This is a genomic window from Streptomyces sp. 2323.1 (genome assembly GCF_900221035.1).
Lineage (GTDB): Bacteria > Actinomycetota > Actinomycetes > Streptomycetales > Streptomycetaceae > Streptomyces > Streptomyces sioyaensis.
This window is the reverse complement of record NZ_LT907981.1, coordinates 6,673,715-6,699,681: the sequence shown is the minus strand read 5'-3', so window position 1 is coordinate 6,699,681 and position 25,967 is coordinate 6,673,715. Positions and strand designations below refer to the sequence as shown.

At 70.7% G+C, this 25,967-nt stretch carries 22 protein-coding genes; 3 read left to right on the top strand and 19 right to left on the bottom strand.

Going from position 1 to position 25,967, the window contains the following annotated elements; genetic code table 11:
• Positions 1–124 precede the first annotated feature (124 nt).
• The 15 genes from CPH93_RS28935 to pgsA all read right to left on the bottom strand — a co-directional run bounded on the left by CPH93_RS28935 (position 125) and on the right by pgsA (position 16,144).
• Positions 125–2,746, bottom strand: coding sequence for a RelA/SpoT family protein (locus CPH93_RS28935; protein WP_096214497.1), 2,622 nt, complete (start codon positions 2,744–2,746; stop codon positions 125–127).
• Between the two features lie 171 nt (positions 2,747–2,917).
• Positions 2,918–3,466, bottom strand: coding sequence for an adenine phosphoribosyltransferase (locus CPH93_RS28930; RefSeq protein WP_093482235.1), 549 nt, complete (start codon positions 3,464–3,466; stop codon positions 2,918–2,920).
• A gap of 100 nt (positions 3,467–3,566) precedes the next feature.
• Positions 3,567–4,676 (bottom strand): protein translocase subunit SecF, encoded by a 1,110-nt coding sequence (secF, locus tag CPH93_RS28925; protein ID WP_096214496.1) that lies wholly within the window; start codon positions 4,674–4,676, stop codon positions 3,567–3,569.
• 1 nt (position 4,677) lies between these two features.
• Positions 4,678–6,462, bottom strand: coding sequence for a protein translocase subunit SecD (gene secD / locus CPH93_RS28920; RefSeq protein WP_096214495.1), 1,785 nt, complete (start codon positions 6,460–6,462; stop codon positions 4,678–4,680).
• 149 nt (positions 6,463–6,611) lie between these two features.
• Positions 6,612–7,139: a preprotein translocase subunit YajC gene (yajC, locus tag CPH93_RS28915; RefSeq protein ID WP_093648803.1), complete on the bottom strand. Its 528-nt coding sequence runs from the start codon at positions 7,137–7,139 to the stop codon at positions 6,612–6,614.
• A gap of 161 nt (positions 7,140–7,300) precedes the next feature.
• A complete protein-coding gene (ruvB, locus tag CPH93_RS28910; protein WP_093482239.1) occupies positions 7,301–8,392 on the bottom strand; it encodes a Holliday junction branch migration DNA helicase RuvB in 1,092 nt (363 codons plus the stop codon).
• A gap of 79 nt (positions 8,393–8,471) precedes the next feature.
• A complete protein-coding gene (gene ruvA / locus CPH93_RS28905; protein ID WP_093482240.1) occupies positions 8,472–9,092 on the bottom strand; it encodes a Holliday junction branch migration protein RuvA in 621 nt (206 codons plus the stop codon).
• On the bottom strand, positions 9,089–9,667 hold the full coding sequence (gene ruvC, locus CPH93_RS28900; protein WP_093482241.1) for a crossover junction endodeoxyribonuclease RuvC: 579 nt from the start codon (positions 9,665–9,667) through the stop codon (positions 9,089–9,091). The genes ruvA and ruvC overlap by 4 nt, the downstream gene beginning before the upstream one ends.
• 149 nt (positions 9,668–9,816) lie before the next feature.
• Complete coding sequence (locus CPH93_RS28895) at positions 9,817–10,569, bottom strand: YebC/PmpR family DNA-binding transcriptional regulator (RefSeq protein WP_006607490.1); 753 nt, start codon at positions 10,567–10,569, stop codon at positions 9,817–9,819.
• A gap of 61 nt (positions 10,570–10,630) precedes the next feature.
• Entirely contained in the window at positions 10,631–11,221 is a 591-nt protein-coding gene (gene pdxT / locus CPH93_RS28890) for a pyridoxal 5'-phosphate synthase glutaminase subunit PdxT (RefSeq protein ID WP_093482242.1), read from the bottom strand.
• An 8-nt stretch (positions 11,222–11,229) separates the two neighbouring features.
• Complete coding sequence (pdxS, locus tag CPH93_RS28885; protein WP_006607492.1) at positions 11,230–12,141, bottom strand: pyridoxal 5'-phosphate synthase lyase subunit PdxS; 912 nt, start codon at positions 12,139–12,141, stop codon at positions 11,230–11,232.
• A 135-nt stretch (positions 12,142–12,276) separates the two neighbouring features.
• Entirely contained in the window at positions 12,277–12,822 is a 546-nt protein-coding gene (locus CPH93_RS28880; protein ID WP_093482243.1) for a hypothetical protein, read from the bottom strand.
• A gap of 528 nt (positions 12,823–13,350) precedes the next feature.
• Positions 13,351–14,517 (bottom strand): glycosyltransferase family 4 protein, encoded by a 1,167-nt coding sequence (locus tag CPH93_RS28875; protein ID WP_096214494.1) that lies wholly within the window; start codon positions 14,515–14,517, stop codon positions 13,351–13,353.
• Positions 14,514–15,488: a phosphatidylinositol mannoside acyltransferase gene (locus CPH93_RS28870; protein ID WP_096214493.1), complete on the bottom strand. Its 975-nt coding sequence runs from the start codon at positions 15,486–15,488 to the stop codon at positions 14,514–14,516. Before CPH93_RS28870 ends, CPH93_RS28875 begins: the two co-directional genes overlap by 4 nt.
• Positions 15,485–16,144, bottom strand: a complete 660-nt coding sequence (pgsA, locus tag CPH93_RS28865; RefSeq protein ID WP_093482246.1) for a phosphatidylinositol phosphate synthase — start codon at positions 16,142–16,144, stop codon at positions 15,485–15,487. Before pgsA ends, CPH93_RS28870 begins: the two co-directional genes overlap by 4 nt.
• A 266-nt stretch (positions 16,145–16,410) precedes the next feature.
• Between pgsA and CPH93_RS28860 the strand changes: the two genes are divergently transcribed.
• Positions 16,411–18,609 (top strand): elongation factor G-like protein EF-G2, encoded by a 2,199-nt coding sequence (locus tag CPH93_RS28860; RefSeq protein WP_093482247.1) that lies wholly within the window; start codon positions 16,411–16,413, stop codon positions 18,607–18,609.
• 186 nt (positions 18,610–18,795) lie between these two features.
• On the top strand, positions 18,796–20,475 hold the full coding sequence (locus CPH93_RS28855) for a hypothetical protein (protein WP_173909903.1): 1,680 nt from the start codon (positions 18,796–18,798) through the stop codon (positions 20,473–20,475).
• 81 nt (positions 20,476–20,556) lie between these two features.
• On the opposite strand, the gene CPH93_RS28850 is transcribed toward CPH93_RS28855, so the two are convergent.
• From CPH93_RS28850 to CPH93_RS28840, 3 genes are all read right to left on the bottom strand, one after another.
• Entirely contained in the window at positions 20,557–21,765 is a 1,209-nt protein-coding gene (locus CPH93_RS28850) for a YncE family protein (RefSeq protein WP_096214492.1), read from the bottom strand.
• Positions 21,765–22,538, bottom strand: a complete 774-nt coding sequence (locus CPH93_RS28845; RefSeq protein ID WP_096214491.1) for a polysaccharide deacetylase family protein — start codon at positions 22,536–22,538, stop codon at positions 21,765–21,767. The genes CPH93_RS28850 and CPH93_RS28845 overlap by 1 nt, the downstream gene beginning before the upstream one ends.
• 125 nt (positions 22,539–22,663) lie before the next feature.
• Positions 22,664–23,221 carry an HIT family protein gene (locus tag CPH93_RS28840; RefSeq protein WP_093482250.1) on the bottom strand — a complete coding sequence of 186 codons (558 nt, stop codon included), beginning with the start codon at positions 23,219–23,221 and terminating at the stop codon, positions 22,664–22,666.
• Positions 23,222–23,282: 61 nt separating this feature from the next.
• On the opposite strand from CPH93_RS28840, the gene CPH93_RS28835 reads away from it, so the two are divergent.
• Positions 23,283–23,930 carry a potassium channel family protein gene (locus CPH93_RS28835; protein WP_173909902.1) on the top strand — a complete coding sequence of 216 codons (648 nt, stop codon included), beginning with the start codon at positions 23,283–23,285 and terminating at the stop codon, positions 23,928–23,930.
• Between the two features lie 52 nt (positions 23,931–23,982).
• Here the strand turns inward: CPH93_RS28835 and thrS are convergent, their stop codons facing one another.
• On the bottom strand, positions 23,983–25,965 hold the full coding sequence (gene thrS, locus CPH93_RS28830) for a threonine--tRNA ligase (protein WP_096214490.1): 1,983 nt from the start codon (positions 25,963–25,965) through the stop codon (positions 23,983–23,985).
• Positions 25,966–25,967: the final 2 nt, after the last annotated feature.

The following is a 25,967-nucleotide window of genomic DNA, read 5'->3' as shown; positions in this document are numbered from 1 at the left end:
CGGCTGAACCGCCGCCGCTTTCGCGGGGGTGGTTGATCGCCGTCGGGGTTCCTCAATCAGTGGTCGAGGTCCCTGACGCAGAAGGGCCCGGTACGGGATCCGTACCGGGCCCTTCTGCTGCCAGCTACGGCCTTCTGGCCGAGGTCACCCGGTACACGTCGTACACGCCCTCCACGCTCCGGACCGCCTTCAGGACATGGCCCAGATGCTTGGGGTCGCCCATCTCGAAGGTGAAGCGGGAGGTGGCGACGCGGTCCCGGGAGGTCTGGACGGCCGCCGAGAGGATGTTGACGTGCTGGTCGGACAGGATCCGCGTGACGTCCGACAGGAGGCGGGAGCGGTCCAGCGCCTCGACCTGGATGGCGACCAGGAAGACCGAGGACTGGGTGGGCGCCCACTCGACCTCCAGGATCCGCTCCGGCTGCCGGGACAGCGAGTCCACGTTGACGCAGTCGGCGCGGTGCACCGAGACGCCGTTGCCGCGGGTGACGAAGCCGATGATGGGGTCGCCCGGCACCGGAGTGCAGCAGCGGGCCAGCTTGACCCATACATCGTCGACGCCCTTGACGACCACACCGGGGTCGGCGCTGGAACGGCGCTTGGAGCGCGGCCGGATCGGGGTCGACTCGGCGATGTCCTCGGTGGCCTCGTCCTGGCCGCCGAGCGCCTGCACCAGCTTCTGGACGACGCCCTGGGCGGCGACATGGCCCTCGCCGATGGCGGCGTAGAGCGAGGAGATGTCCGGGTAGCGCATCTCGTGCGCGAGGGTGACCAGGGAGTCGCCGGTCAGGATCCGCTGGATCGGCAGGTTCTGCTTGCGCATGGCCCGCGCGATGGCGTCCTTGCCCTGCTCGATCGCCTCGTCGCGGCGCTCCTTGGAGAACCAGCCGCGGATCTTGTTGCGGGCGCGCGGGGACTTGACGAAGCCGAGCCAGTCGCGGGACGGCGCGGCGCCCGGTGCCTTGGAGGTGAAGACCTCGACCAAGTCACCGTTGTCCAGGGTCGATTCGAGCGGTACGAGGCGCCCGTTGACCCGGGCCCCTATCGTGCGGTGGCCGACCTCGGTGTGCACCGCGTACGCGAAGTCGACGGGGGTGGCACCGGCCGGCAGCGCTATGACATCGCCCTTCGGCGTGAACACGAAGACCTCGTTGCGCGACAGGTCGAAGCGCAGCGACTCCAGGAACTCCCCCGGGTCCTCGGTCTCCTTCTGCCAGTCCAGCAACTGCCGCAGCCAGGCCATGTCGTTGACGGTGTCCTGGCCCTTGCCGGCGTGCTTCGGGACATCCGTACGGATCTTGGAGGCGCCCGCCACCGCCTCCTGCTTGTACTTCCAGTGCGCGGCGATGCCGTACTCGGCGCGGCGGTGCATGTCGAACGTGCGGATCTGGAGCTCAACGGGCTTGCCGCTGGGGCCGATCACGGTCGTGTGCAGCGACTGGTACATGTTGAACTTGGGCATCGCGATGTAGTCCTTGAACCGGCCGGGGACCGGATTCCATCGCGCATGGATGGTGCCGAGGGCCGCGTAGCAGTCGCGGACCGTGTCGACGAGGACGCGGATGCCCACCAGGTCGTAGATCTCGGCGAAGTCGCGTCCGCGGACGATCATCTTCTGGTAGACGCTGTAGTAGTGCTTCGGGCGGCCGGTGACCGTGGCCTTGATCCGGGCGGACCGCAGATCGGCCTGGACCTCGTCGGTCACTATCGCCAGATACTCGTCGCGCTTGGGCGCCCGCTCGGCGACCAGCCGCACGATCTCGTCGTACATCTTGGGGTAGAGGATCGCGAAGGACAGATCCTCCAGCTCCCACTTGATGGTGTTCATGCCCAGGCGGTGGGCGAGCGGTGCGTAGATCTCCAGCGTCTCGCGGGCCTTCTTCTCCTGCTTCTCCCGCTTGAGGTAGCGCATGGTGCGCATGTTGTGCAGCCGGTCGGCGAGCTTGATGACCAGGACGCGCGGGTCCTTGGCCATCGCCACGACCATCTTGCGGACGGTCTCGGCCTGCGCGGCCTCGCCGAACTTGACGCGGTCGAGCTTGGTGACGCCGTCGACCAGCAGCGCCACCTGGTCACCGAAGTCGCCCCGCAGGGTGTCCAGGCCGTACTCGGTGTCCTCGACGGTGTCGTGCAGCAGGCCGGCCATCAGCGTCGCCGGGTCCATGCCCAGCTCGGCGAGGATCGTCGTCACCGCGAGCGGATGCGTGATGTACGGGTCGCCGCTCTTGCGCTTCTGGCCGCGGTGCCAGCGCTCGGCGACCTGGTAGGCACGCTCGATCTGGCGCAGCGTGCCCGTCTCGATCTTGGGGTCGTTGCCGCGGACGGCCCGCAGCAGCGGCTCCAGGACCGGGTTGTACGGGCTGGAACGCTGCACGCCCAGCCGGGCGAGGCGGGCCCGTACCCGGTTCGGGGAACCGGAGCGGCCGGCGGAGGCGGGCGGCAGCGGCCGGGACGCGGCGGGCTGGTCGGCCTTGGCCGGCGGCTTGTCCGCGCGGGACGGCGTCGGGGCCGGCTTGGACGAGGAGGCGGCGGAGCCCGGCTCGGGGGCCTTGCCGCGCCGCTCGGCGGGCGGCTCGGACGCGGCGGACCGGCCGGCCGGCTGCCGGGACCCGTCGGGGGCGCCCTTCCGCCCGGACTCGGACGCGCGGGGGGAAGCCGCGTCCGCGGGCTTCGGCTCACCCGGGCGCGCGGCGTCGGTTCCCGCCGGACGCGTTCCGGGGGAGAGCGGCTGGGCCTCGTCTGGCAAGAGCACTCCTCAGGCGGTTCCGGACCCCAGTGCCTCGAACGGGCCGGGGTGCCATGGTATCGACCCTGGGCGCACAACTCCCCCGCGGCCATGGGTCCGTACATGACACAGCAGCAGGGGCACCCGAATTCTTCCGGGTGCCCCTGCACAGTGGTGCGGAGTAAGGCCTGCTCAGACCGTGATCAGGGCCTCCAGCGGAGCGCCCTTCAGGCCCGGCTCCAGCCGCTGCCGCCCGGCCAGGAAGCCGAGCTCCAGCAGCACCGCCAGGCCCGCGACCTCGGCGCCCGCTCGCCGGATGAGCTGCAACGATGCATCGGCGGTCCCGCCCGTGGCGAGCACGTCGTCGATCACCAGCACCCGGTCGCCCGGGGTCAGCGCATCCTCGTGCAGCTCGATCTCGGCCGTGCCGTACTCCAGCTCGTAGGCCTGCCCGAGCGTCGCACCGGGCAGCTTGCCCGCCTTGCGTACGGGGACGAAGCCGACGGCGGCGCGGACCGCGACCGGGGCGGCGAGGATGAAGCCGCGCGCCTCCAGGCCCACGACCTTGTCCACGCGGTAGCGCGCGCACAGATCGACGAAGGCGTCGGTCAGCGCGCCGAAGGCGACCGGGTCGGCCAGCAGCGGGCTGATGTCCTTGAACACCACGCCCGGCTGCGGATGGTCCGGGACGTCCGTTATCCGGCTGAGCAGCAGCTCGCGCAGGGCGGCGGGGGCGCTCATGCCGAAACCTCGCTGCGCTCAGCCTCGCATTCGCGCGGCGCGCACCTCCTGATGTTTCTCCCCCAGCCTCCGGCCGGGGGGACCCCCATGCTTCGCTCGCTCATCGGCGCTTGCCCGACGGGCGGCCGCGTCCGCGGTTGCGGGAGGCGGGCTGCTGGCGCGGGCCGACGACCGCGGCGCCGTCGGCGTCCTCGGCATCGACCTCGTCCTGCGGGCCCTCCTGGTTCGCCTCCTTGGCGGCGGCCGAGGCGCGCTTCGCCTGCACCCGCTTGGTCAGCGCCTTCATCTGCGGCTCGCGGCTCTTCAGCTCGGCGACCAGCGGGGTCGCGATGAAGATCGAGGAGTACGCACCGGCGGCGAGACCGACGAACAGGGCCAGCGAGATGTCGTTGAGCATGCCCGCACCCAGCACACCGCCGCCGACGAACAGCAGACCGGCGACCGGCAGCAGCGCCACGACGGTGGTGTTGATGGACCGCACCAGGGTGCTGTTGATGGAGCGGTTGGCGATCTCGCTGTAGGTGAAGCGGGTCTGCTTGGTGATGTCCTTCGAGGCCTCCTTGAGGCTGTCGAAGACGACGACCGTGTCGTACAGGGAGTAACCGAGGATCGTCAGCAGACCGATGACCGTGCCCGGGGTGACCTCGAAGCCGACCAGGGCGTAGACACCGACGGTGATCGTGAGGTCGTGAATGAGCGCGACCAGGGCGGCGAGCGCCATCCGCCACTCGAAGGCGATGGCCAGATAGAGCACCACGAGGACCATGAAGATCCCCAGGCCCAGCCAGGCCTTGTAGGCGATCTGCTCACCCCAGCTCGGACCGACCAGCTGGGTGTTGACGTCCTTGACCGGGATGTTCAGGTCCTTGGCGAGCTCTTCCTGGACCGGCACCGCCTGCTTGGTGTCCAGACCGCTGATCTGGATCCGCAGCGCGCTGCTGCCGAGCTTCTGCACCACGGCCTGGTGGCCGCCCGACGCCGACTCGGCCTTGTGCTGCGCCTCCGAGGCGGAGACCGAGGTCCCCGGGGTGGTGAAGACCGCGCCGCCGGAGAATTCGATGCCCATGTTCAGACCGCGCACCGCCAGGCCGACGATGGCCGTGATGGTGATGAGGATCGAAAGGCCGTACCAGATCTTCCGCTTGCCGATGAAGTCATAGCCGACCTCGCCGCGGTAGAGCCGGGCGCCGATGTTGCCGAGCTTGGACATCTCACGCCTCCTTCGTCTGGGTCGGGGCGCTGCCGCGGCGGCGGCGCAGCGGTGGCCTGGCGCCCAGGCGCTTGGGATCGAGGCCGGACCAGGGGTGGCCGTCGGCGAAGAACTTCCGCCGGGCCAGCAGCGTCATCAGCGGCTTGGTGAAGAAGAAGACCACGACGACATCGAGCACGGTGGTCAGGCCGAGCGTGAACGCGAAGCCCTTCACCTTGCCGACGGTGACGATGAACAGCACCGCGGCGGCCAGGAACGACACGAAGTCGGAGACCAGGATCGTGCGGCGGGCGCGCGGCCAGCCGCGCTCGACGGCCGGGCGCAACGTGCGGCCCTCACGGATCTCGTCCCGGATGCGTTCGAAGTAGACGATGAACGAGTCGGCGGTGATACCGATGGCGACGATCGCGCCGCAGACCGCCGGTAGGTTCAGCGCGAACCCGATGGCCGGTCCGAGCAGCGTCATGATCGCGTACGTCAGGATCGCCGAGACGCACAGGCTCGCCAGCGCGACCAGCGACAGGCCCCGGTAGTAGGCGACGAGGTAGAGGACGACCAGGGCGAGGCCGATGGCGCCGGCGATCAGACCGGCGTGCAGCTGCTCACCGCCGAGCGCCGCGGTGACCGTGGTCTCGTCGTCGATCTTGAAGGAGAGCGGCAGGGCGCCGTAGGACAGCATGTTGCCGAGGTCCTCGGCGGACTTCTGGTCGAAGCCGCCGGAGATGGTGGCGTTGCCACCGTTGAGCCGCTCGCTGACGCGCGGGTCGGAGACCACCGCGCCGTCCAGGACGATCGCGAACTGGTTCTGCGGCTGCGCCTTGGTGGCGAGCTTGCCGGTGACGTCCGCGAACTTCTTGCCGCCTTCGGAGGTGAAGTCCATCTGGACGATCCAGCCCTGGCCCTGCTGGCTGTCGAAGACGGCCTTGGCGTCCTTGACGTCCGTGCCCTCGACGCCGACCGGGCCGAGCACGTACTTCTGCGTGCCGTCGTCCTTGCAGGCCACGATCGGGTCGGACGGCTTCGCGCCGGCGGCCTTCTGGCCGGCGGCGGCGCGGCTCTGCTTGGTGGAGCAGTCCAGCGCGTTCAGCTGCTTCTGGAGGGCCGGCGGGATGGCCGCGCCGCCGGGGGGCGGCGGGGGCGTCGCGGGCAGGGAGGGCTTGGCCGGCCCGGAGGGGGTGGGCTTGGGGGACGGGGCCTTCTTCAGCGCGTCCGTCACCGCACGGCCCTGGGTGGTGGGCTTCGCGCTCGGCGACTGCGAGGAGGAGGCGTTCTGCTGGGTGCCCGGCTGCGCCTTGCCGCCCGCGGCCTTGTCGCCCTTGCCCTTGCCGCCCGCGCCGCTCTGGGAGGGGCTGGGCTTGGGCTCAGGGGTCTTGGTGCCGGCGGCGTTGGTCAGCACCGGCCGGAACCCGAGCTGGGCGGTGGTGCCGACCTGCTGGCGGGCCTGCTTCGCGTCCGTCCCCTTGGGGATGTTCACGATGATGTGGTTATCGCCCTGTGTCTGGACCTCGGCCTCGGACACACCGAGACCGTTGACACGTCGCTCCATGATGTCGGAGGCGGTCTTCATGTTGGTCTCGTTGATCGCGTTGGGCTTGCCCGGCTGGTTCTGGGCCGCCAGCGTGAAGCTGGTGCCGCCTGCCAGGTCGATGCCCAGTCGGGGCGTCAGGGTGCCGGAGTAGAACATGCCTCCGATCAGCCCCACGATCGCGATGAGGACCAGGATCAGGGCGCGGCCCGGATGCCCCTGGCTCGCGGGCGCCCTGCGGCCCTTCTTGGGTGCTGCCACCTTCTCGTATCTCCCTGTCCAACCCCTCGGCCCGGGATGCCGGCCGAGCGGCCACGAAGTCTTGTGGGGACCTGCCCCCGCCGGAGCCTAGACCGTCCCGGAACCGCGGTGCACGACACAACGCGTGCTCCGCGGTTCCGTGGGAGGGACTACTTCGCGTCGTCGCCGGACTTCTTGTCCTCCTTGGCGGCGTCCGCGTCGGCCTCGACTGCGTCCTTGGCGTCCTTGGCGTCCGTGTCGGCCGGGGCCTCGTCGGCGGCGGTCTTGTCGCCGGCCGGGGTCTCGACCTTGCCCAGGTCGATCTTGTCACCCTTTGCGGTGGCCTCGGCGGCGGCGTCGCCGGTCAGCGAGGAGGCGTCGTCCGGGACGACCGGCTCGCCGGCGTGCAGCGGGTCGGCACCGTCCAGGATGCGGTTGTACTCCTCGTCCGCGATCACCGCGCCGATGGCGTTCTTGGCGTAGATGGCGTGCACGCCGGGGGCAACCTCGAGCAGAACGGTCTCGTCGTGGACTTCCTTGACGGTGGCGTACATACCGCCGATCGTCCGGACGCCGGTGCCGGCCTGCATCTCGTTGCGCATCTGCGCGGCCGCCTGCTGCTTCTTCTTGGCGGACCGCGTCATCAGGAACATGGCCCCGATGAGGACAATGAAGGGGAGGAGAGTCACGATACTCACGGGACGGAAATCCTTCGCACGACCGCTGATGCGCGGTCTCTTATACGGGGGTGGGTATGCCGACCGTACGGACGGCATCGGCGGAGTCTAAGCGAGTCCCCACCAGTGGAACAACGCCCAGCATCGCACCGCAGTTCCTGACCGTGCGAGTCCCCGCGCCGTCAGGGCCCGAACAAGCCCTGCTGTCCGCTTCCGCCCGATTGCTGCTGCGGCGGGACCAGCCCCAGATGGGTCCAGGCCGCGGGCGTCGCGATCCGGCCCCGGGGGGTCCTGGCCAGCAGCCCTTCCCGTACGAGGAACGGCTCGGCGACCTCCTCGACGGTCTCGCGCTCCTCCCCCACCGCGACCGCGAGGGTGGACAGACCCACCGGGCCGCCGCCGAACAGCTTGAGCAGGGCCGTGAGCACGGCGCGGTCGAGGCGGTCCAGGCCGCGGGCGTCGACCTCGTAGACCTTCAGGGCCTGGGAGGCGATCTCGCGGGTGATCAGGCCGTCGGCCTTGACCTGGGCGTAGTCGCGGACCCGGCGCAGCAGACGGTTGGCGATACGGGGCGTGCCGCGGGAGCGGCCGGCGATCTCGGCGGCGCCCTCGGGTTCTATGTCGACGTCCAGCAGCCCGGCCGAGCGGTGGATGACCCGCTGGAGCTCGGCGGGGGCGTAGAACTCCATATGGGCGGTGAAGCCGAAGCGGTCGCGCAGCGGGGGCGGCAGCAGACCCGCCCTGGTCGTGGCGCCGACCAGGGTGAACGGCGGAAGCTCCAGCGGGATGGCGGTGGCGCCGGGGCCCTTGCCGACGATCACGTCGACCCGGAAGTCCTCCATCGCCATGTAGAGCATTTCCTCGGCGGGGCGGGACATCCGGTGGATCTCGTCCAGGAAGAGGACCTCGCCCTCCTGGAGGGAGGAGAGGATGGCGGCGAGGTCTCCGGCGTGCTGGATGGCGGGGCCGGAGGTGATCCGGATCGGGGCGCCCATCTCGGCCGCGATGATCATCGAGAGGGTGGTCTTGCCGAGGCCCGGCGCCCCCGACAGCAGGACGTGGTCCGCGGTGGCGCCCCGGGCCCGGGCGGCGCGCAGCACCAGGTCGAGCTGTTCGCGCACCCGCTCCTGGCCGACGAACTCCTCCAGGTCCTTGGGCCGCAGCGCGGCCTCGACGGCGGTGTCCTCGCCGTCCGCATCGGCGCCGACCAGGCGGTCGGGCCCGCCCGGGGCGGCGTCGTCGGTGGCGGGCGGTGCGGTGTCGTCCCAATTCACTGCGGATTGCCTCGCGGGGTCGGGGCGGCCGGGCCGCCTGGGTGGTCGTACGGTCGGGGGCGCGGGGCCCGGGCGGCGGTCATCGCGCCCGGTTCAGGGACTGCAGGGCGGCCCTGAGCAGCTGCGGCACCTGGGGCGTGGCCCCGTCGGCGACGGCCGCCTCGGCCTGCGGGGCGACCGCGGCGACCGCTTCGTCCGCCTCGCGGGTGGCGTAGCCGAGACCGATCAGGGCGGCGTGCAGCTGATCGCGCCAGCCGGCCGTGACGGCGCTGCCGACGCCCGCGCGGCCGCCGCCCACCGGCTCGCCGAGCCGGTCCTTGAGCTCCAGCAGCAGCTTCTGGGCGCCCTTCTTGCCGATGCCGGGCACGGCGGTGAGCGCCTTTTCGTCACCGGTGGCGACGGCCCGCCGCAGCGCGTCCGGGGAGTGCACCGCGAGCATCGCCTGGGCGAGCCGGGGGCCGACGCCGCTGGCGGTCTGCAGCAGCTCGAAGGTCTGGCGCTCGTCGTCGTCGGCGAAGCCGTACAGCGTGAGCGAGTCCTCGCGGACGACGAGGGAGGTGGCGAGCTTGGCCTGCTGTCCGATGCGCAGCGTGGAGAGGGTGTCCGGGGTGCACTGGACGGCCATGCCGATGCCGCCGACCTCGACGACGGCGGTGTCCGGGGCAAGGGCCGCGACCGGGCCGGAAACGAAGGCGATCATCGAGTGCCCTTCTGGGGTGCCGCCCGGCGGAGGCCGGCGGCGGGGACGGATGCGGGAGCGGCGCGGCGGGCGGCGGCCTGCGCCTGCTGGAGGCGGTTGACCGCGGGCGCGCGCCAGATGTGACAGATGGCGAGGGCCAGGGCGTCGGCGGCGTCGGCCGGTTTCGGGGGCGCGTCGAGCCGCAGCAGGCGCGTGACCATCGCGCCGACCTGGGCCTTGTCGGCACGGCCCGAGCCGGTGACGGCGGCCTTGACCTCGCTGGGGGTGTGCAGCGCGACCGGCAGCCCCCGGCGGGCGGCGCACAGCATGGCGACCGCGCTGGCCTGGGCGGTGCCCATGACCGTACGGACGTTGTGCTGGCTGAACACCCGCTCCACGGCGACGCAGTCCGGACGGTGCTCGTCGAGCCAGGCGTCTATCCCGCGCTCGATCTCGACGAGACGGTGGGCGATCTCGGCGTCCGCCGGGGTGCGCACGACGCCGACGCCGATCATGGTCAGCGGGCGCCCCGCGACGCCGTCGACCACCCCGACCCCGCAGCGCGTCAGCCCCGGGTCCACCCCCAGCACCTTCATCGCTCCCGCCCCTCGTCCGCTCGGTCGGCTGTTCCCACTTCGGGAGCGCATGCCCCCTGATCAGCACACTAGTGGCTGCCACTGACAAACCGACGGGCCGACGGGGTGTGTCCCCGTCGGCCCGTCAACCGGCCCTGCGTGTCCGCCCGTCAGGCGTCCACCTTGGCCATCACCTCGTCCGAGACGTCGAAGTTGGCGAAGACGTTCTGCACGTCGTCGCTGTCCTCCAGCGCGTCGATCAGCTTGAAGATCTTGCGTGCGCCCTCTTCCTCCAGCTCGACCTGCATGGTCGGGACGAAGTTGGCGTCCGCCGAGTCGTAATCGATGCCGGACTCCTGGAGGGCGGTGCGGACCGCGACCAGGTCGGTGGCCTCGCTGAGCACCTCGAAGGTCTCGCCGAGGTCGTTGACCTCTTCGGCCCCCGCGTCCAGGACCGCGCCCAGGACGTCGTCCTCGCTCAGCTCACCCTTGGGGACGATCACCACGCCCTTGCGGTTGAACAGGTACGACACCGAACCCGGGTCGGCCATCGAACCGCCGTTGCGGGTCATGGCGACGCGGACGTCCGAGGCGGCGCGGTTGCGGTTGTCGGTGAGGCACTCGATGAGCACCGCGACACCGTTGGGGCCGTAACCCTCGTACATGATCGTCTCGTAGTCGGCGCCGCCGGCTTCGAGACCCGCACCGCGCTTGACCGCGGAGTCGATGTTCTTGTTGGGCACCGAGCTCTTCTTGGCCTTCTGAATGGCGTCGAAGAGGGTCGGGTTGCCGTCCGGGTCGGCGCCGCCGGTCCGGGCGGCGACCTCGATGTTCTTGATCAGCTTCGCGAAGAGCTTGCCGCGCTTGGCATCGATCACGGCCTTCTTGTGCTTCGTCGTAGCCCATTTAGAGTGGCCGGACATCCGCCTGTCTCCTTCGCGTAACCCATTTCTGAACGAACGCTGAGATCCTACCGGGGCCAGATCACACGGTGTGACGCACCATGTCGACGAACAGGGCGTGCACCCGGTGATCGCCGGTGAGCTCCGGATGGAAGCTCGTGGCAAGGACGTTACCCTGCCGCACGGCCACGGTGTGCCCGTCGTACGTGGCCAGCACCTCGACCTCGCCGCCGACCGATTCGACCCACGGCGCCCGGATGAAGACGCCCTCGACGGGCCCGCCGGGGATCCCGGCGACGTCGATGGCCGCCTCGAACGACTCGTTCTGCCGCCCGAAGGCGTTACGGCGCACGATCATGTCGATCCCGCCGAACGTCTCCTGGTCGTCGCGGGCGTCCAGCAGCTTGTCCGCGACCATGATCATGCCGGCGCAGGTGCCGTAGACCGGCTTGCCCGCGCGCACGAACGCGCGCAGCGGCTCCAGCATGCCGAAGACGACCGCCAGCTTGGACATCGTGGTGGACTCGCCGCCCGGTATCACCAGGCCGTCGATCGCGGCCAGTTCCTCGGCACGGCGCACCGGCCGGGCCTGGGCACCGGCGTCCGCGAGCGCCTTGAGATGCTCGCGGACGTCGCCCTGGAGGGCCAGCACACCGATGGTGGGGATACTCATCTGCCGTCCTACCAGCCGCGGTTGGCGTAGCGCTCGGCCTCGGGGAGGGTGTCGCAGTTGATGCCGACCATGGCCTCGCCCAGGTTGCGGGAGGCGTCCGCGATGACCGCCGGGTCGTCGTAGAAGGTGGTGGCCTTCACGATCGCGGCGGCGCGCTTGGCGGGGTCGCCGGACTTGAAGATGCCGGAGCCGACGAACACGCCCTCGGCGCCGAGCTGGCGCATCAGCGCGGCGTCGGCCGGGGTGGCCACACCGCCGGCGGAGAACAGCACGACCGGCAGCTTGCCGAGCTCGGCGACCTCCTTGACCAGCTCGTACGGGGCGCGCAGCTCCTTGGCGGCGGCGAACAGCTCGTTGTTGTCGTAGCCGCGCAGCCGGGCGATCTCGCCCTTGATCTGACGCAGGTGGCGGACCGCCTCGACGACGTTGCCGGTGCCGGCCTCGCCCTTGGAACGGATCATCGCGGCGCCCTCGGCGATCCGGCGCAGCGCCTCACCCAGGTTGGTCGCACCACACACGAAGGGGGTGGTGAAGGCCCACTTGTCGGAGTGGTTGACCTCGTCGGCCGGGGTGAGGACCTCGGACTCGTCGATGTAGTCGACGCCGAGCGACTGCAGCACCTGGGCCTCGACGAAGTGGCCGATCCGGGACTTGGCCATGACCGGGATGGAGACGGCGTTGATGATGCCGTCGATCATGTCGGGGTCCGACATCCGGGCCACGCCGCCGTCCTTGCGGATGTCGGCGGGGACCCGCTCCAGGGCCATGACGGCGACGGCGCCCGCGTCCTCGGCGATCTTCGCCTCTTCCGGCGTGACGACGTCCATGATCACGCCGCCCTTGAGCTGCTCGGCCATGCCGCGCTTGACGCGCGCGGTTCCGGTCTCGGGGTTCTGGGGCGTGGTGGGCGTGCTGGACACGTGTGACCTCACTCAGTGCGGGTGAATGTACTGATGCGCACACACAACCGTTTGTGAGTGGCCCGGGAAAAGGGCCAATTAGAGGTCAGTGGCTCGTCACCGCCCGGCGTCGCGGCCTGCGACTCCTCCCCCGGCTCAGTTCCCGGCGGAGCGGTCGTCCAGTACGGCCGGTGGCTCGTCGTCCATTTCGAAGGCCAGCGGGAAGGGCGCATGGCCGGCGAGGCGGAGGTAGCGCACCAGCCGGTGGCGGCGGACGGCGCGGGCGGCACGGACCGCGTCGTTGTGGAAGCGGCGGGCCATCGGCACCCGGCGCACCGCGGCGGTGAGTTCGGTGACCGTCTGCTCGCCGCCGGGGGCTTCCCGTACGGCCTCCACCTGCGCCTCCTCGGCGAAGATCGCCCGCAGCGCCTGGCTCAGCTCGCTCTCGGCGACCTCGCGGTGATCCTCCTCGGCCTGCCGGGCCTGGTGCGCGGCCTGGTAGAGGACGATCGACGCGGCGGGGTCGAGGACACCCGCGGTACCCAGCTCCTGCGCGACGGACGCCCGCCGCAACAGCTGGGCGTCGAGAGCCGCCCGGGCCGCGTCGATACGGGCGTGCAGCCGGTCGAGCCGGCCCGCCGTCCAGCTCAGGTAGATGCCGATGAGGATGATCGCGGCGACGATCCAGATGAACGTGGTCACGACGGGTCACGTTACCGGTCCGCTGCGCTTGGGTTTCTTCCCACGTTGTCGGCTGGCCCGCCGTGGGTGTGCGGCGCGGCGCACGTTGTCGGCTGGCCCGCCGTGGGGCTTGCTCACCGTTGCGCCTGCGGCGGGCTGGGTGGGTGTCGGGTGCGGTGACGGACCTCCGGGGCCGGTGTGTGGGACTGCTTCGCTTTACGTCCCACACACCGACCCCTCCGGCCCGCCCCCTCCCGTTGGGGGAGAGAGTGACGGTGGGTGGGGGCGGGCCACTCGTAGCCAGTCCACTGCGACCGACAAAGGCGCACCGGACCACCTACAAACACCCCCACCGGCCTGATTCCTCCCCCACTCACGGGAGGGGCCGAGCCGCAGGACGAAGTCCGGAGGAGCGGCACCGCACCCAACAACCCACGCCCGCCGCAGGCGCAACGGCGAGACGACACCGCGGCGGGAAAGCCGACAACGTGCGCCGCGCCGCAAAGCGCAGCAACCCCCACGGCGGGACGGCAAAAAACGTGGGAGGCCTCAATCCTTCGCCAGGCGGCGACGCGCCCGCAGGCCCGCCCGTTCGTCCGTGGCCACCGAGGTGGCCCCCGCCCCGGTCATGACCGTCTCGTAGACGGCGAGGATGTCGGCGCCCACGGTGGACCAGTCGAATCGGCGAACATGGCGGCTGCCGCGCTCGCGGAGTTCCCCGAGGCGACCGGGGTCGCCGAGGAGCCGTACCGCGGACGCGGCAAGCGCGTCCGCGTCCTCGTTGGCGAACAACTCGCCGGCCTCGCCCTGGTCCAGGACCTGAGCGAAGGCGTCGAGGTCGCTGGCCAATACGGGGGCACCGGCCGACATCGCCTCGACGAGGATGATGCCGAAGGACTCGCCGCCCGTGTTGGGCGCGACGTAGACATCGACGCTGCGCAGCAGCCGGGCCTTGTCCTCGTCGCTGACCATGCCGAGGAATTCGACCCGGGAGCGCATCTCGGCGGGCAGTGCGGCGACGGCTTCCTCCTCGTCGCCGCGTCCGGCGACCAGCAGGCGGGCGTCGGGCACCTCGGCGAGGATCGCGGGCAGCGCCTTCATCAGGACCGGCAGGCCCTTGCGCGGTTCGTCGATCCGGCCGATGAAGCCGATCGTGCGGCCCTGCCACTCCGCCTTGGGCTCGGCCGTGGCGAAGAAGTCGACGTCGACGCCGTTGGGGATGACCACCGCATCGCCGCCGAGGTGTTCGACGAGGGTGCGGCGGGCGTACTCGCTGACCGCGATGCGGGCCCTGATCTTCTCCAGCGCGGGCTGCAGGATCGGGTAGGCCGCGATCATCGCCCGGGAGCGCGGGTTGGAGGTGTGGAAGGTCGCCACGATCGGGCCCTGGGCCGCCCAGCAGGTGAGCAGGCCCAGCGAGGGCGAGGCCGGCTCATGGATGTGGATGACGTCGAAGGCGCCGTGCTGGAGCCAGCGGCGCACCCGGGCCGCGGAGAGCAGACCGAAGTTGAGGCGGGCGACCGAGCCGTTGTACGGGACCGGCACGGCGCGGCCGGCCGAGACGACGTACGGCGGCAGCGGGGTGTCGTCGTCCGCCGGGGCGAGGACCGAGACCTCGTGGCCGAGCCGGATGAGGTGGTCGGCCAGGTCCCGGATGTGGAACTGGACGCCGCCGGGGACGTCCCAGGCGTACGGGCAGACGATGCCGATCTTCACGCCTGCTCCGTTCCGGGGGCACTGGCCCCGCCCGGTGTGCCGGGCCGCTCGCGCGGCTCCAGATCGGCGAGCCAGAGCCGCTGCAGCATGTGCCAGTCCTCGGGGTGGTCGGCGATGCCGGAGGCGAACGCATCGGCGAGCGTCTGGGTCATCTCGGCGGCCTTCTCGGTGCGGGTGCCGGTCTCCGGGACCTCGATCTCGGGGTGGACCCGGCCGCGCATGATCGGGGTCTCGTCGTACCAGAGGGTGACCGGCAGCAGCATGGCGCCGGTCTGTACGGCGAGCATCGCGGGGCCGACCGGCATCTTCGCCGCCTCGCCGAAGAACTTGACCTCCATCCCGGAGCTGGACAGATCGCGGTCGGCGACCAGGGCGACCAGCCCGCCGTTCCGCAGCCGGCGGGCGAGCGTGCCGAAGGCTTCGCCGCCGGTGTGCGGGAGGACCTCCATGCCCAGGCCCTCGCGGTAGGCGACGAAGCGGTCGTAGAGGGTCTCGGGCTTGAGGCGCTCGGCGACGGTGGTGAAGGGGGTGTTGAGCTTGGTGGTGACCCAGACACCCGCGAGGTCGTAGTTGCCCATGTGCGGCAGGGCGAGGATGACGCCGCGGCCGCTCTTGAGCCCGTCCTCCAGGAGGTGGATGTCCTCGGGCGTGAAACCGGCCTTTATCCGCTCCCTGCTCCAGGCAGGCAGCCGGAAGGACTCCATCCAGTAGCGCATGTACGAGCGCAGCCCGGCCCGGGAGAGCTCGGCGAGGCGCTGCGGTGAGGCGTCCGGGACCACCCGGGCGAGGTTCGCCTCCAGGCGCAGGACGCCCTTGCCCCGGCGCTTCCAGACCGTGTCGGCGATCCGCCGCCCGAGGCGTACGGCGACCCCTTCGGGAAGCTTCTTGACCGTGCTCCAGCCCAGGCCGTAGAGCGCGTCGGTGAGCTTGCCGGGGTCGAATCCCGGCAGCCCCTTCGTGCGTGGACTCATGCGCTGTTCCCCCCTTGTGCGACGGCGGCGTCGGCCTCGGCCGACTCCCGGCGTACCGTCACCACGCGCTGGCCCAGGGTGACGGCGCTGCCGATGCCGACGATCCACAGGGCGATCGGCAGCAGGACCTCGACTCCGGGTACCCCGAAGGCGTGCAGGCCCGACAGGCCGCAGGCGACCAGCGTGATGACCAGCCGCTCGGCGCGCTCCACCAGGCCGTTGACGGCCACCGGCAGCCCGATGGCCTCGCCCCGCGCCTTGGTGTACGAGACCACCTGGCCGCTGGCGAGGCAGAAGATCGCCATCGCGCAGAGCGCCAGGCTGTCGCCGCGCCCCGCGTACCACAGGGCGAGCCCGCCGAAGATCGCCGAGTCGGCGACCCGGTCGAGGGTGGAGTCGAGAAAGGCCCCCCAGCGGCTGGACCGGCCCAGCTGCCGCGCCATGTTGCCGTCGATCAGGTCGGAGAAGACGAACAGGGTGATGACGACCGTGCCCCAGAAGAACTCGCCCTGCGGGTAGAAGATCAGGGCGCCGGCCACCACGCCTCCGGTCCCGACGAGGGTGACCGCGTCCGGGCTGACGCCGATGCGGATGAGCAGGGCGGCGAACGGCGTGAGAACACGCGTGAAGAAAGCACGCGCGTACTTGTTCAGCATGGCCTTCCCGGAGGTCGATACGGGCCGCGAGGTCAAGGGGCCACCGGCTGGCCCATCGTAGCCAGGCGGCCACGGGGCACCGCGAACGCATCGCGGCGCGGGGTGCATACCAGGGCTCGGGGCCGGCGGCGCGCGCCGCCGGGCACGCCCTCGGGCCCCTGCCGGGGACCCTTGGGAGGGCTGGTTCCCTGCGCCATGTATGGACGCAGGATGACCTCGGTGGAAAGCTCGAATCACCGCAAAGTGTCGACCTGGAGGCGAGACACATGAGCGAGAAGACGAGTACACACCCGGGAGCCGCCCGCAGGGCATCAACGGCCGGCCAGCCCACGGACCTGCGGAATGTGGTGCTGGTCGGCCACTCCGGATCGGGAAAGACCACTCTGGTCGAGGCCCTCGCGCTGGCATCCGGCGCGGTCAATCGCGCGGGCCGCGTCGAGGACGGCGGCTGTCTTTCCGACTACGACGAGATCGAGCACCGCCAGCAACGCTCCGTACAGCTCTCACTGGTCCCGGTGGACTGGGGCGGAGTCAAGATCAATATCTTGGACACCCCCGGATACGCCGATTTCGTCGGGGAACTCAGGGCCGGTCTGCGCGCAGCGGACGCGGCCCTTTTCGTTGTCTCGGCGGCCGACGGGGTGGCCGGGGCGACCCGGATGGTCTGGGACGAGTGCGCGGCCGTCGGCATGCCGCGGGCGCTGGTCATCACGCACCTGGAGGCGTCCCGCGCCGACTTCGATGCGATGACCGAGCACTGCCGCGCCGCGTTCGGCGGCGACGACCCGGACGCCGTGCTCCCCCTCTACCTCCCGCTGTACGGGACACCGGGCGCCGACGGCCACGCCCCCGTACACGGCCTGATCGGGCTGCTCTCCCAGCGGGTCTACGACTACTCCTCCGGCGAGCGCACCGAACGCGCGCCGACGGCGGACGAGCTGCCCCGGATCGAGGCGGCCCGCGCCCGCCTGATCGAGGGCATCATCGCCGAGAGCGAGGACGAGTCCCTCATGGACCGCTATCTCGGCGGCGAGGAGATGGACATCAAGACCCTCACCCGGGATCTGGAGACCGCCGTCGCCCGCGGCACCTTCCACCCCGTGCTGGCCGCGGCCCCGGCCCCCGAGGGCGCCCGGCAGGGGCTGGGCACCATGGAGCTGCTGGAGCTGATCACCGGCGGCTTCCCGACCCCGGTAGAGCGCGAGGCACCCGCCGTGACCAGCCCGGACGGCGCCCCGCGGGAGGCGCTGAAGTGCGACCCCGACGGTCCGCTCGCGGCCGAGGTGGTCAAGACCTCCTCCGACCCGTACGTCGGCCGGATCTCGCTCGTACGGGTCTTCTCCGGCACCCTGCGCCCGGACGAGACGGTGCATGTCTCCGGTCACGGGCTGGAGGACCGGGGCCACGAGGACCACGACGTCGACGAGCGGGTCGGCGCGCTGTCCGCCCCGTTCGGCAAGCAGCAGCGCCCGATGTCGCAGGCCATCGCCGGCGATCTGGCGTGTGTGGCGAAGCTGACCCGGGCCGAGACCGGCGACACCCTGTCCGACAAGGACAGCCCGCTGCTGATGGAGCCCTGGACGATGCCCGACCCGCTGCTGCCGGTCGCCATCCAGGCCCACAGCAAGGCCGACGAGGACAAGCTCTCGCAGGGCCTGGCCCGGCTGGTCGCGGAGGATCCGACGATGCGCCTGGAGCACCATCAGGACACCCATCAGGTGGTCCTGTGGTGCCTGGGCGAGGCACATGTCGATGTGGCGCTGGAACGGCTGCGGACCCGCTACGGCGTGCAAGTGGACACCGTCCCCCACAAGGTGTCGCTGCGGGAGACCTTCGCCGCCCCCGCCGCGGGCCGCGGACGTCATGTGAAACAGTCCGGCGGGCACGGCCAGTTCGCGATCTGCGCGATCGAGGTGGAACCGCTGCCGGGCGGCTCCGGCATCGAGTTCGTGGACAAGGTCGTGGGCGGTGCGGTGCCCCGGCAGTTCATCCCGTCCGTGGAGAAGGGCGTACGCGCCCAGGCCGCGCGCGGGGTCGCCGCCGGGCATCCGCTCGTCGACATCCGCGTCACCCTGCTCGACGGCAAGGCGCACTCGGTCGACTCCTCGGACGCCGCCTTCCAGACGGCGGGCGCGCTCGCGCTGCGCGAGGCCGCCGGCGAGGTCCGGATCGATCTGCTCGAACCGGTGTCCGAGGTGAGCGTGATGGTTCCGGACGAATTCGTCGGCCAGGTGATGAGCGATCTGTCCGGGCGCCGCGGACGGGTCGTGGGGACCGAACAGTCGGGCGCGGGCCGCACGGTGGTCCGGGCCGAGGTGCCCGAGATCGAGATCGACCGGTACGCCATCGATCTGCGTTCCCTCTCGCACGGCACGGGGCGGTTCTCCCGCACCCACCTGCGGCATGAGCCGATGCCGCCGCAACTCGCCGACAAGTGGCGGGAACAGGCCGAGAACGGCGGATAGTCAACGGCCGGCCGGCCCTCACGGCAGCCGCCGTCCCGCTCAACTCCCTTGGGCCGGGCGGCGGCTGTACGCTGAGTTCCTGCCGTTGTACGCACCGTCCGACGGCGCAGGAAGAGGTCACGGGCTCGACGACAGGCTCTCAGCAGGTGTGCCGTCAGCGGAAGTCGGGAAGAGCCGCATCATCGGATGCGTGCGGTGTGGGGGGCGGTAGTGGCAGACGGCTTTGACTTCAGCCCGGGGGCGCAGGTCCCGCTCTCGGGGAGCGCCGGGCAGACGGCGGCGACCCAGGCGCTGGCCTCGGCCGCCTACCGGGACTGCCTGCTCACCAAGATCTCCGATGCGGACTCCGAATCCGGCAAGTCCGAGATCAAGAAGCCGAAACTGTCGCTGTTCGCGCCCAACCTCGGCGAGGCGTTCTCGCGGGCGGTGCAGGTGCGGATGCTGGGCGGCGACCGCAAGCCGCTCATCCAGTCCTTCGGGACCGAGCCGCAGACCATCGTCGAGCACTGTCTGTCCGCCACCCGCATCCGCAAGCAGCGCGACATGAAGCTGACGCTGCTGATGGTGCTGTTCGGGGTGGTGTTCCTGCCCGGTGTGCTGCTGTGGCTGGGCGCCTTCCAGCTGCGCAAGATGCTCTCCAAGGACGGCGCGGGCGCGGGCCTGTCCCTGATCGGCGGGCTGCTGCTGACGGTGCTGGCCGGCCTGGGCCTGTTCTTCATGATCAAGCTGCCGCTCAACGGCTTCTGGCCGATGTACGGCCGCGCCATGATCATCGCCCCGATGATCGGCTGGTGGTGGGCCAAGCAGATCTGCGAGAAGACCGCGGTGGCCATGCGGGAGGCCTGGAAGGGGCTGCTGGAGGGCGGCGGGGTGGCCGCGAAGATCCCCGAGGCGGTGCCGCAGGACCCGAACCAGATCGCCGCCGAGACCCTCCGCCAGAATCTCGCCAAAATCTCCGCCGAGCAGAAGAGCAATGTCGTCTTCTACGCCGGCCCCAAGGGGATACTCGGCATGGGAACGCGCTGGGGCAGCTGGCAGCTCGCCGAGGATCTGACGCCGGCGCCGGGAGCCGCCGAGATCCACCCGTTCCGCAGCTGGGACGTCATCCGGGCCATCCACGACCGGCTGCGGCTGCTGGAGCGCAGTCCGCTGCACACCGGCGGCTTCCCCGCGCCGTCCGTACGCCACTGGATCGTCTCCCCGGTCGGCGAGAAGGCCGCCGCCGTCAGCCGCCCCGAGGGCACGCACGTCGAGGCATTCCAGATCCGCGGGCACGAGATAGAGCGGATCTGCAACGAGCAGCAGTTCGGCAGCGGCAACCGCCACTACCTCGGCGTGCAGTTCGTCCTGTGGGACGGGCAGCTGGTGATCACCCTGATGATCACCGTCACCGTGCTCCACGAGACCCTGCGCATCGAGGTGACCGGCCATGCCCTCGGCCCGGTCAACGGTCTGTTCACGACCAAGCCGGAGCCCAAGACCAAGGACGTCGCCAAGGTCATCAAGTTCTGGGAGACCCGGACCCAGCACCTCCCGCTCATCGAGCCGCAGGAGGTGGTCCGGCTCACCGCCCGGGCCCCGCTGACGTGGTTCCCGCCGGTCCTGGACTTCCTCGGCGGCAAGCTGACCCTCCCCGAGCCGTTCGGCCTGCGCCATGTCTGGGCCGACAAGCCCTGGCGGCACCGCTTCATGGCCGATGACGCGCTGCGGGCCGCGACTCCGGTGCTGCGCACGGTCCATGCGGCCGCGATGAGCGTGCTGCAGGAGAACGGCGTGGACACCGAGCGCTTCACCAACCGCTCCCTGGTGCTCAGCGGCATGATCCAGGGCGTGGAGCCGTCGAAGGCGGACGAGTACAACGCCTAGTCGGAGACGGCCGGGCCCCGGGCGGGGTCCGGCCGTACGCACATGGGCCCGGCCGTACGCGCGGGGTCCGGCCGGGCGCCGCTAGCGGAAGATGCCGGTGTGTCCCAGGGAGTACCGTCCCGGCTGCGGATAGACGGCCAGACCGTGCGGGCCCTGGCCAACGGGGATCTTGGCGAGGGTCTTGCCGGTACGGGTGTCCAGCGCATAGACCTCGGAGTTGTAGCGGCCGGACAGCCACAGGACCTTGCCGTCGGTGGACAGACCGCCCATGTCGGGGCTGCCGCCGCCGCGGATGTGCCACTTGTCGACGAGTTCGCCGGTCTTGAAGTCCAGCAGGGAGATGGAGCCCTCGCCCCGGTTGGAGATGTACATGTACCGCGAGTCGCGGCTGACGTAGAGGCCGTGGGCGCCCTTGCCGGTCGGCATCAGCCGCGGCCGGTCGAACCTGTCGCCGTTCATGACCCAGATGCCGTCGGCCATCATGTCGGCGATATACCAGGTCCTGCCGTCCGGGGAGATCTTGACGTCCTGGGGCATCGCCCCCTCGAAGGGCAGCTTCTCCTGGCCGATGACCTTCATCTTCTCGGTGTCGACCTTGAGCAGTTCGCCGGAGAACTCACAGGAGACGATGAAGTACCGCCCGTCCGGCGAGAAGTCGGCGTGGTTGACGCCGCCGCAGGGCACCGGAAGCGCTTTGCGGACCTCCATGGTGTGCGGGTCGCGGAAGACCAGCTGACGGTCCATCGAGGCCATCACGATCGCGTACTTCCCGTTGGGCGTGAAGTAGAGGTTGTACGGATCGTGGACCCTGACGGGCTCGCCGGCCTTGCCGGTGGCGGGGTCGATCGGGATGAGGTCATGCCCCCGGTTGTTGTTGACCCAGAGGGTCTTCAGGTCCCAGGAGGGCACCACATGCTGCGGCTGGATGCCCACCGGAATGGTCTCGATGACCTTGTAGGTCTTCGGGTCGATGACGCTGACCGTGTCGGACCCGGTGTTGGGGACGTAGATCCGCGAGGGGAAGTCCTTGACCTGCGGGGACAACAGGCCCGGCCGGTCCGCCGCGTAGAGGTCGTGTGCGTCCAGCAGCGGCGGCATCCCCGGCAGGCCGTTCCTGGCGGCCTTGAGCGGCACCCGTTCGACCGGCCGCTGGCTGTGCGCGGAGGGGCCGGCCTTGTCACCGCCCCCGCAGCCCGCCGCCAGCAGCGCGGCGGCCACGGCGAGCAGGGCGGCGGCCCGGTGGCGCGCGCGCAGGATCCGGCGGTGGTGGGTACGGGTCCGGTCAGCCATCACGTCACTAGCTCCGTTGTCGTCACCGCGCGCAGACCGCGCCGGCGGAGGCCGTCGAGGATCGGGGGCAGCGCGGCCACCGTGCCGGCGTGCCCGAGGTGGAGGCTCACGACCGAGCCCGGTGCGACCGAGTCCAGGACCACGCGCTGGACGGCCGGGGCTCCGGGGTCGTCGGCATCGTGGGAGTCCACGTCGTAGGACAGGACATGCGGATAGCCGGCCTTGCGGGCCAGCCGGGTCACCAGATCCGTGGCCCGCTGGGCCTGTGAGGGGCGGAACCAGCTGCCGATGGTCCCGGTGAGCGCGCGCAGCCGGTCCGCGCACCGGCTGATCTCGGCGTACGCCTCGGCGGCCGGCAGGGCGCAGATGTTGCGGTGGTGCATGGTGTGATTGCCGAGCTCATGGCCGCCGTCGAGCACCCGGCGGGCCATCGCGGGCTGCTCGTCGAGCCAGTCCCCGACGGCGAGCACAGTGACCCGGGCACCGGCCCGCTCGGCCTCGCCCAGCAGCGCCCTGGCCAGCATGGGGTCGCCCCTGCCGTGGAAGGTCAGCGCGACCGCATGGCCGGTGCGCGGCCCGTGCGCGATCTCCACGGGCAGACCGGGCACCCGGGTCGGCGGCCGGGCGGCGTGCACCGGGGCGGGCACGGGGTGGCCCTCCCCGGACGGGCTCGCCCGGCGGGCGTGCCGGGCGCCGGGGTCCTCGTCCCGGACCGGGTCACAGCCCGCCACGAGCGCACCGGCGGCGGCCGCCGAGGCGGCCGCGCGCAGCACGGAGCGGCGATCTAGGGAAGTCACCACCCCATTAGAGGGGCAATTAATCGGAATTAGGGCGATCTATCCGATTCGCCCTGGTGCGTGTCGTCTCGGACGGCGGTCCCGGACGAGGCGACGCCGCCTTACGCGGGCCAGGCGTCGGCGAGCATCGCCCGTGTGTCGGCGAGGAGTTGGGGCAGCACCTTGGTGTGGCCGACCACCGGCATGAAGTTGGTGTCACCGCCCCAGCGCGGGACGACGTGCTGGTGGAGGTGGGCCGCGATCCCGGCGCCGGCGACCGTGCCCTGATTCATCCCGATGTTGAAGCCGTGCGCCCCGGACGCGGTACGCAGCGCGGTCATCGCCCGCTTGGTGAATTCGGCGAGCTCAGCGGTCTCCGGACCGTCCAGATCGAGGTAGTCGGCGACGTGCCGGAACGGGACGATCATGAGGTGGCCGCCGTTGTACGGGTACAGGTTCAGCACCGCGTAGACATGCTCACCGCGCGCGATCACGAGGCCGTCCTCGTCCGATTTCTCGGGGATCGTGCAGAACGGGCAGCCGTCGCCGGCGCCCGGGCCGGTCGGCTTGTTCTCCCCCTGGATGTAGGCCATCCGGTGGGGCGTCCACAGGCGCTGGAAGGCGTCCTGCGTCCCGACTCCGATCTGCTGCTCCGGCTCGCTTGTCATACGGGCCAGCATATGGCTTCGCCCATTGGCACCGTGTCGTTGGGGCGCCGGGCACCCCCCGCTCCGCGATGCTGTGCCGGTGGACAGGGAGCAGCGGCTGTGGGACTGGGAGCAGACCGCCCAGCCGTACCTCCTTGCCGCCTCGCTCCTCTTCCTCACCTCCTACACGGTCCGGGTGCTGGTCCCCGACCTCTCCCCCGGCTGGCAGACCTGGTGGGAGCTGGTCACCCTCGTCACCTGGGGCTTCTTCGTCGTCGAATATCTGGCGCGGCTGGCGCTCAGCAACGACCGCCGGCACTTTCTGCGCACCCGCTGGCTGGACCTGATCGTGACCGTGCTGCCCCTGCTGCGGCCGCTGCGGATCGTCGACATGCACGAGCGGATGCAGCGGCGCCGGGACCATCCGCGGCTCGCCCTCGAAGCCCGGGTGATGGCGTACACCGGGATCACCTCGCTGCTGCTGGGCTTCGCGGCCAGCCTGGCCGTCTACCACGACGAGCGCGCCGCTCCGGGCGCGAACATCCACACCTTCGGCGACGCGGTGTGGTGGGCCTCCTCGACCCTGACGACGACGGGGTACGGGGACGCCACCCCGGTCACCCCGCGCGGCCGGGTGGTCGCGGTGGCGCTGATGTTCGTCGGGGTGGCGCTGGTCGGCGCGGTGGTGGGCTCGTTCTCCTCCTGGCTGCTGCGCCGCTTCCGGCAGGACGGCGAAACGTGACGGGGCCCCGGGGAGCGGATCGCTCTCCGGGGCCCCGCGCACGCAGCGGGCGTCACACCTGGACGCGGCGCTCCACGACATCCAGGATCTCGGCGATCGCCGCGTCCCGCGGAATGCCGTTCTTCTGGAATCCGTCGCGGTAGCGGAAGGAGACCGCGCCGGCCTCCATGTCCTCGTCACCGGCGATGATCATGAAGGGTACCTTGGACTTCTGCGCGTTGCGGATCTTCTTCTGCATCCGGTCCGACGAGGAGTCCACCTCGATCCGCAGCCCCTTGGCCTTCGCCTCCGCGGCGAACTCCTGGAGATACGGCACATGCGCGTCGCCGATCGGGATGCAGGTCGCCTGGACCGGCGCCAGCCAGGCGGGGAACGCGCCCGCGTAGTGCTCCAGCAGGACGCCGAAGAAGCGCTCGATCGAGCCGAACAGCGCGCGGTGCAGCATGACCGGCTGCTGCTTGGAGCCGTCCGCCGCGGTGTACTCCAGGCCGAACCGCTTGGGCTGGTTGAAGTCGACCTGCAGAGTCGACATCTGCCAGGACCGCCCGATCGCGTCCTTCGCCTGCACCGAGATCTTCGGGCCGTAGTACGCGGCGCCGCCCGGGTCCGGGACCAGCGGCAGACCCTGCTTCTCGGCGGCCTGGCGCAGCGCCTCGGTGGCCTCCTCCCAGTCCTCGTCCGAGCCGATGAACTTGTCCGACTCCGGGTCGCGGGTGGACAGCTCCAGCTCGAATTCGTTCAGGCCGTAGTCGCGCAGCAGGTCGAGCACGAAGGTGAGGAGCGTGTCGAGCTCCTCCGGCATCTGCTCCTTGGTGCAGTAGATGTGCGAATCGTCCTGGGTGAAGCCGCGCGAGCGGGTCAGGCCGTGCACGACGCCCGACTTCTCGTAGCGGTAGACCGTCCCGAACTCGAAGAGGCGCAGCGGCAGTTCACGGTAGGAGCGGCCGCGCGACTTGAAGATCAGGTTGTGCATCGGGCAGTTCATCGCCTTGAGGCGGTAGTTCTGCTCGTCGAACTCGATGGCCGGGAACATCGACTCGCCGTAGTGCGGCAGATGCCCGGAGATCTCGAAGAGGCGCTCCTTCGAGAGGTGCGGGGTGTTCACGAACTCGTAGCCGGAGACCTCGTGCCGCTTGCGGGAGTAGTCCTCCATCACCTTGCGGACGACGCCGCCCTTGGGGTGGAAGACGGCGAGGCCCGGGCCGAGCTCCTCCGGGAAGGAGAACAGATCGAGCTCGGACCCCAGCTTGCGGTGATCGCGCTTCTCGGCCTCCGCGAGGAACTCCAGATGCGCCTTGAGCTCGTCCTTGGTCGGCCAGGCGGTGCCGTAGATCCGCTGCAGCTGCTTGTTCTTCTCGCTGCCGCGCCAGTACGCGGCGGCCGAGCGCATCAGCTTGAACGCCGGGATGGCGCGGGTGCTGGGCAGGTGCGGACCCCGGCAGAGGTCCTTCCAGCACAGGTCGCCGGTCTTGGCGTCGAGGTTGTCGTAGATGGTCAGCTCGCCGGCGCCGACCTCGGCGGAGGCGCCCTCGGCGGCGTCCGCGGCGGAGCCCTTGAGCCCGATCAGTTCGAGCTTGTACGGCTCGTCCGCCAGCTCCTCGCGCGCGGCGTCATCGCTGACCGCCCGGCGCGCGAACTTCTGCCCGCGCTTCTGGATCTCCTGCATCTTCTTCTCGATGCGCTTGAGATCGTCCGGGTGGAAGGGGGTCTCGACGTCGAAGTCGTAGTAGAAGCCGTCCTTGATGGGCGGCCCGATGCCGAGCTTCGCCTCCGGGAAGAGCTCCTGCACCGCCTGCGCCATCACATGCGCGGTGGAGTGCCGCAGGATGTTCAGACCGTCTTCAGAGGTGATCTCGACGGGCTCGACCGCGTCGCCGTCGGCGATCTCGTACGCCAGGTCCTTCAGCTGTCCGGCCACCCGCGCGGCGACGACGCTGCGCTCGCCCTGGAAGAGGTCGGCGGCCGTAGTCCCCGTGGTCACCACGCGTTCTTCCCGCTCGGAATCGCGTTGGACGGTCACACGGACGTCTGACACCG

Coding starts and splice junctions, on each gene's coding strand:
- CPH93_RS28930 (WP_093482235.1), bottom strand. CDS start 3,466: ATGAGCGCCCCCGCCGCCCTGCGCGAGCTGCTGCTCAGCCGGATAACG.
- secF (WP_096214496.1), bottom strand. CDS start 4,676: ATGTCCAAGCTCGGCAACATCGGCGCCCGGCTCTACCGCGGCGAGGTC.
- ruvA (WP_093482240.1), bottom strand. CDS start 9,092: ATGATCGCCTTCGTTTCCGGCCCGGTCGCGGCCCTTGCCCCGGACACC.
- ruvC (WP_093482241.1), bottom strand. CDS start 9,667: ATGAAGGTGCTGGGGGTGGACCCGGGGCTGACGCGCTGCGGGGTCGGG.
- CPH93_RS28895 (WP_006607490.1), bottom strand. CDS start 10,569: ATGTCCGGCCACTCTAAATGGGCTACGACGAAGCACAAGAAGGCCGTG.
- pdxT (WP_093482242.1), bottom strand. CDS start 11,221: ATGAGTATCCCCACCATCGGTGTGCTGGCCCTCCAGGGCGACGTCCGC.
- CPH93_RS28870 (WP_096214493.1), bottom strand. CDS start 15,488: ATGAGTCCACGCACGAAGGGGCTGCCGGGATTCGACCCCGGCAAGCTC.
- pgsA (WP_093482246.1), bottom strand. CDS start 16,144: ATGCTGAACAAGTACGCGCGTGCTTTCTTCACGCGTGTTCTCACGCCG.
- CPH93_RS28860 (WP_093482247.1), top strand. CDS start 16,411: ATGAGCGAGAAGACGAGTACACACCCGGGAGCCGCCCGCAGGGCATCA.
- CPH93_RS28855 (WP_173909903.1), top strand. CDS start 18,796: ATGCGTGCGGTGTGGGGGGCGGTAGTGGCAGACGGCTTTGACTTCAGC.
- CPH93_RS28850 (WP_096214492.1), bottom strand. CDS start 21,765: ATGGCTGACCGGACCCGTACCCACCACCGCCGGATCCTGCGCGCGCGC.
- CPH93_RS28840 (WP_093482250.1), bottom strand. CDS start 23,221: ATGCTGGCCCGTATGACAAGCGAGCCGGAGCAGCAGATCGGAGTCGGG.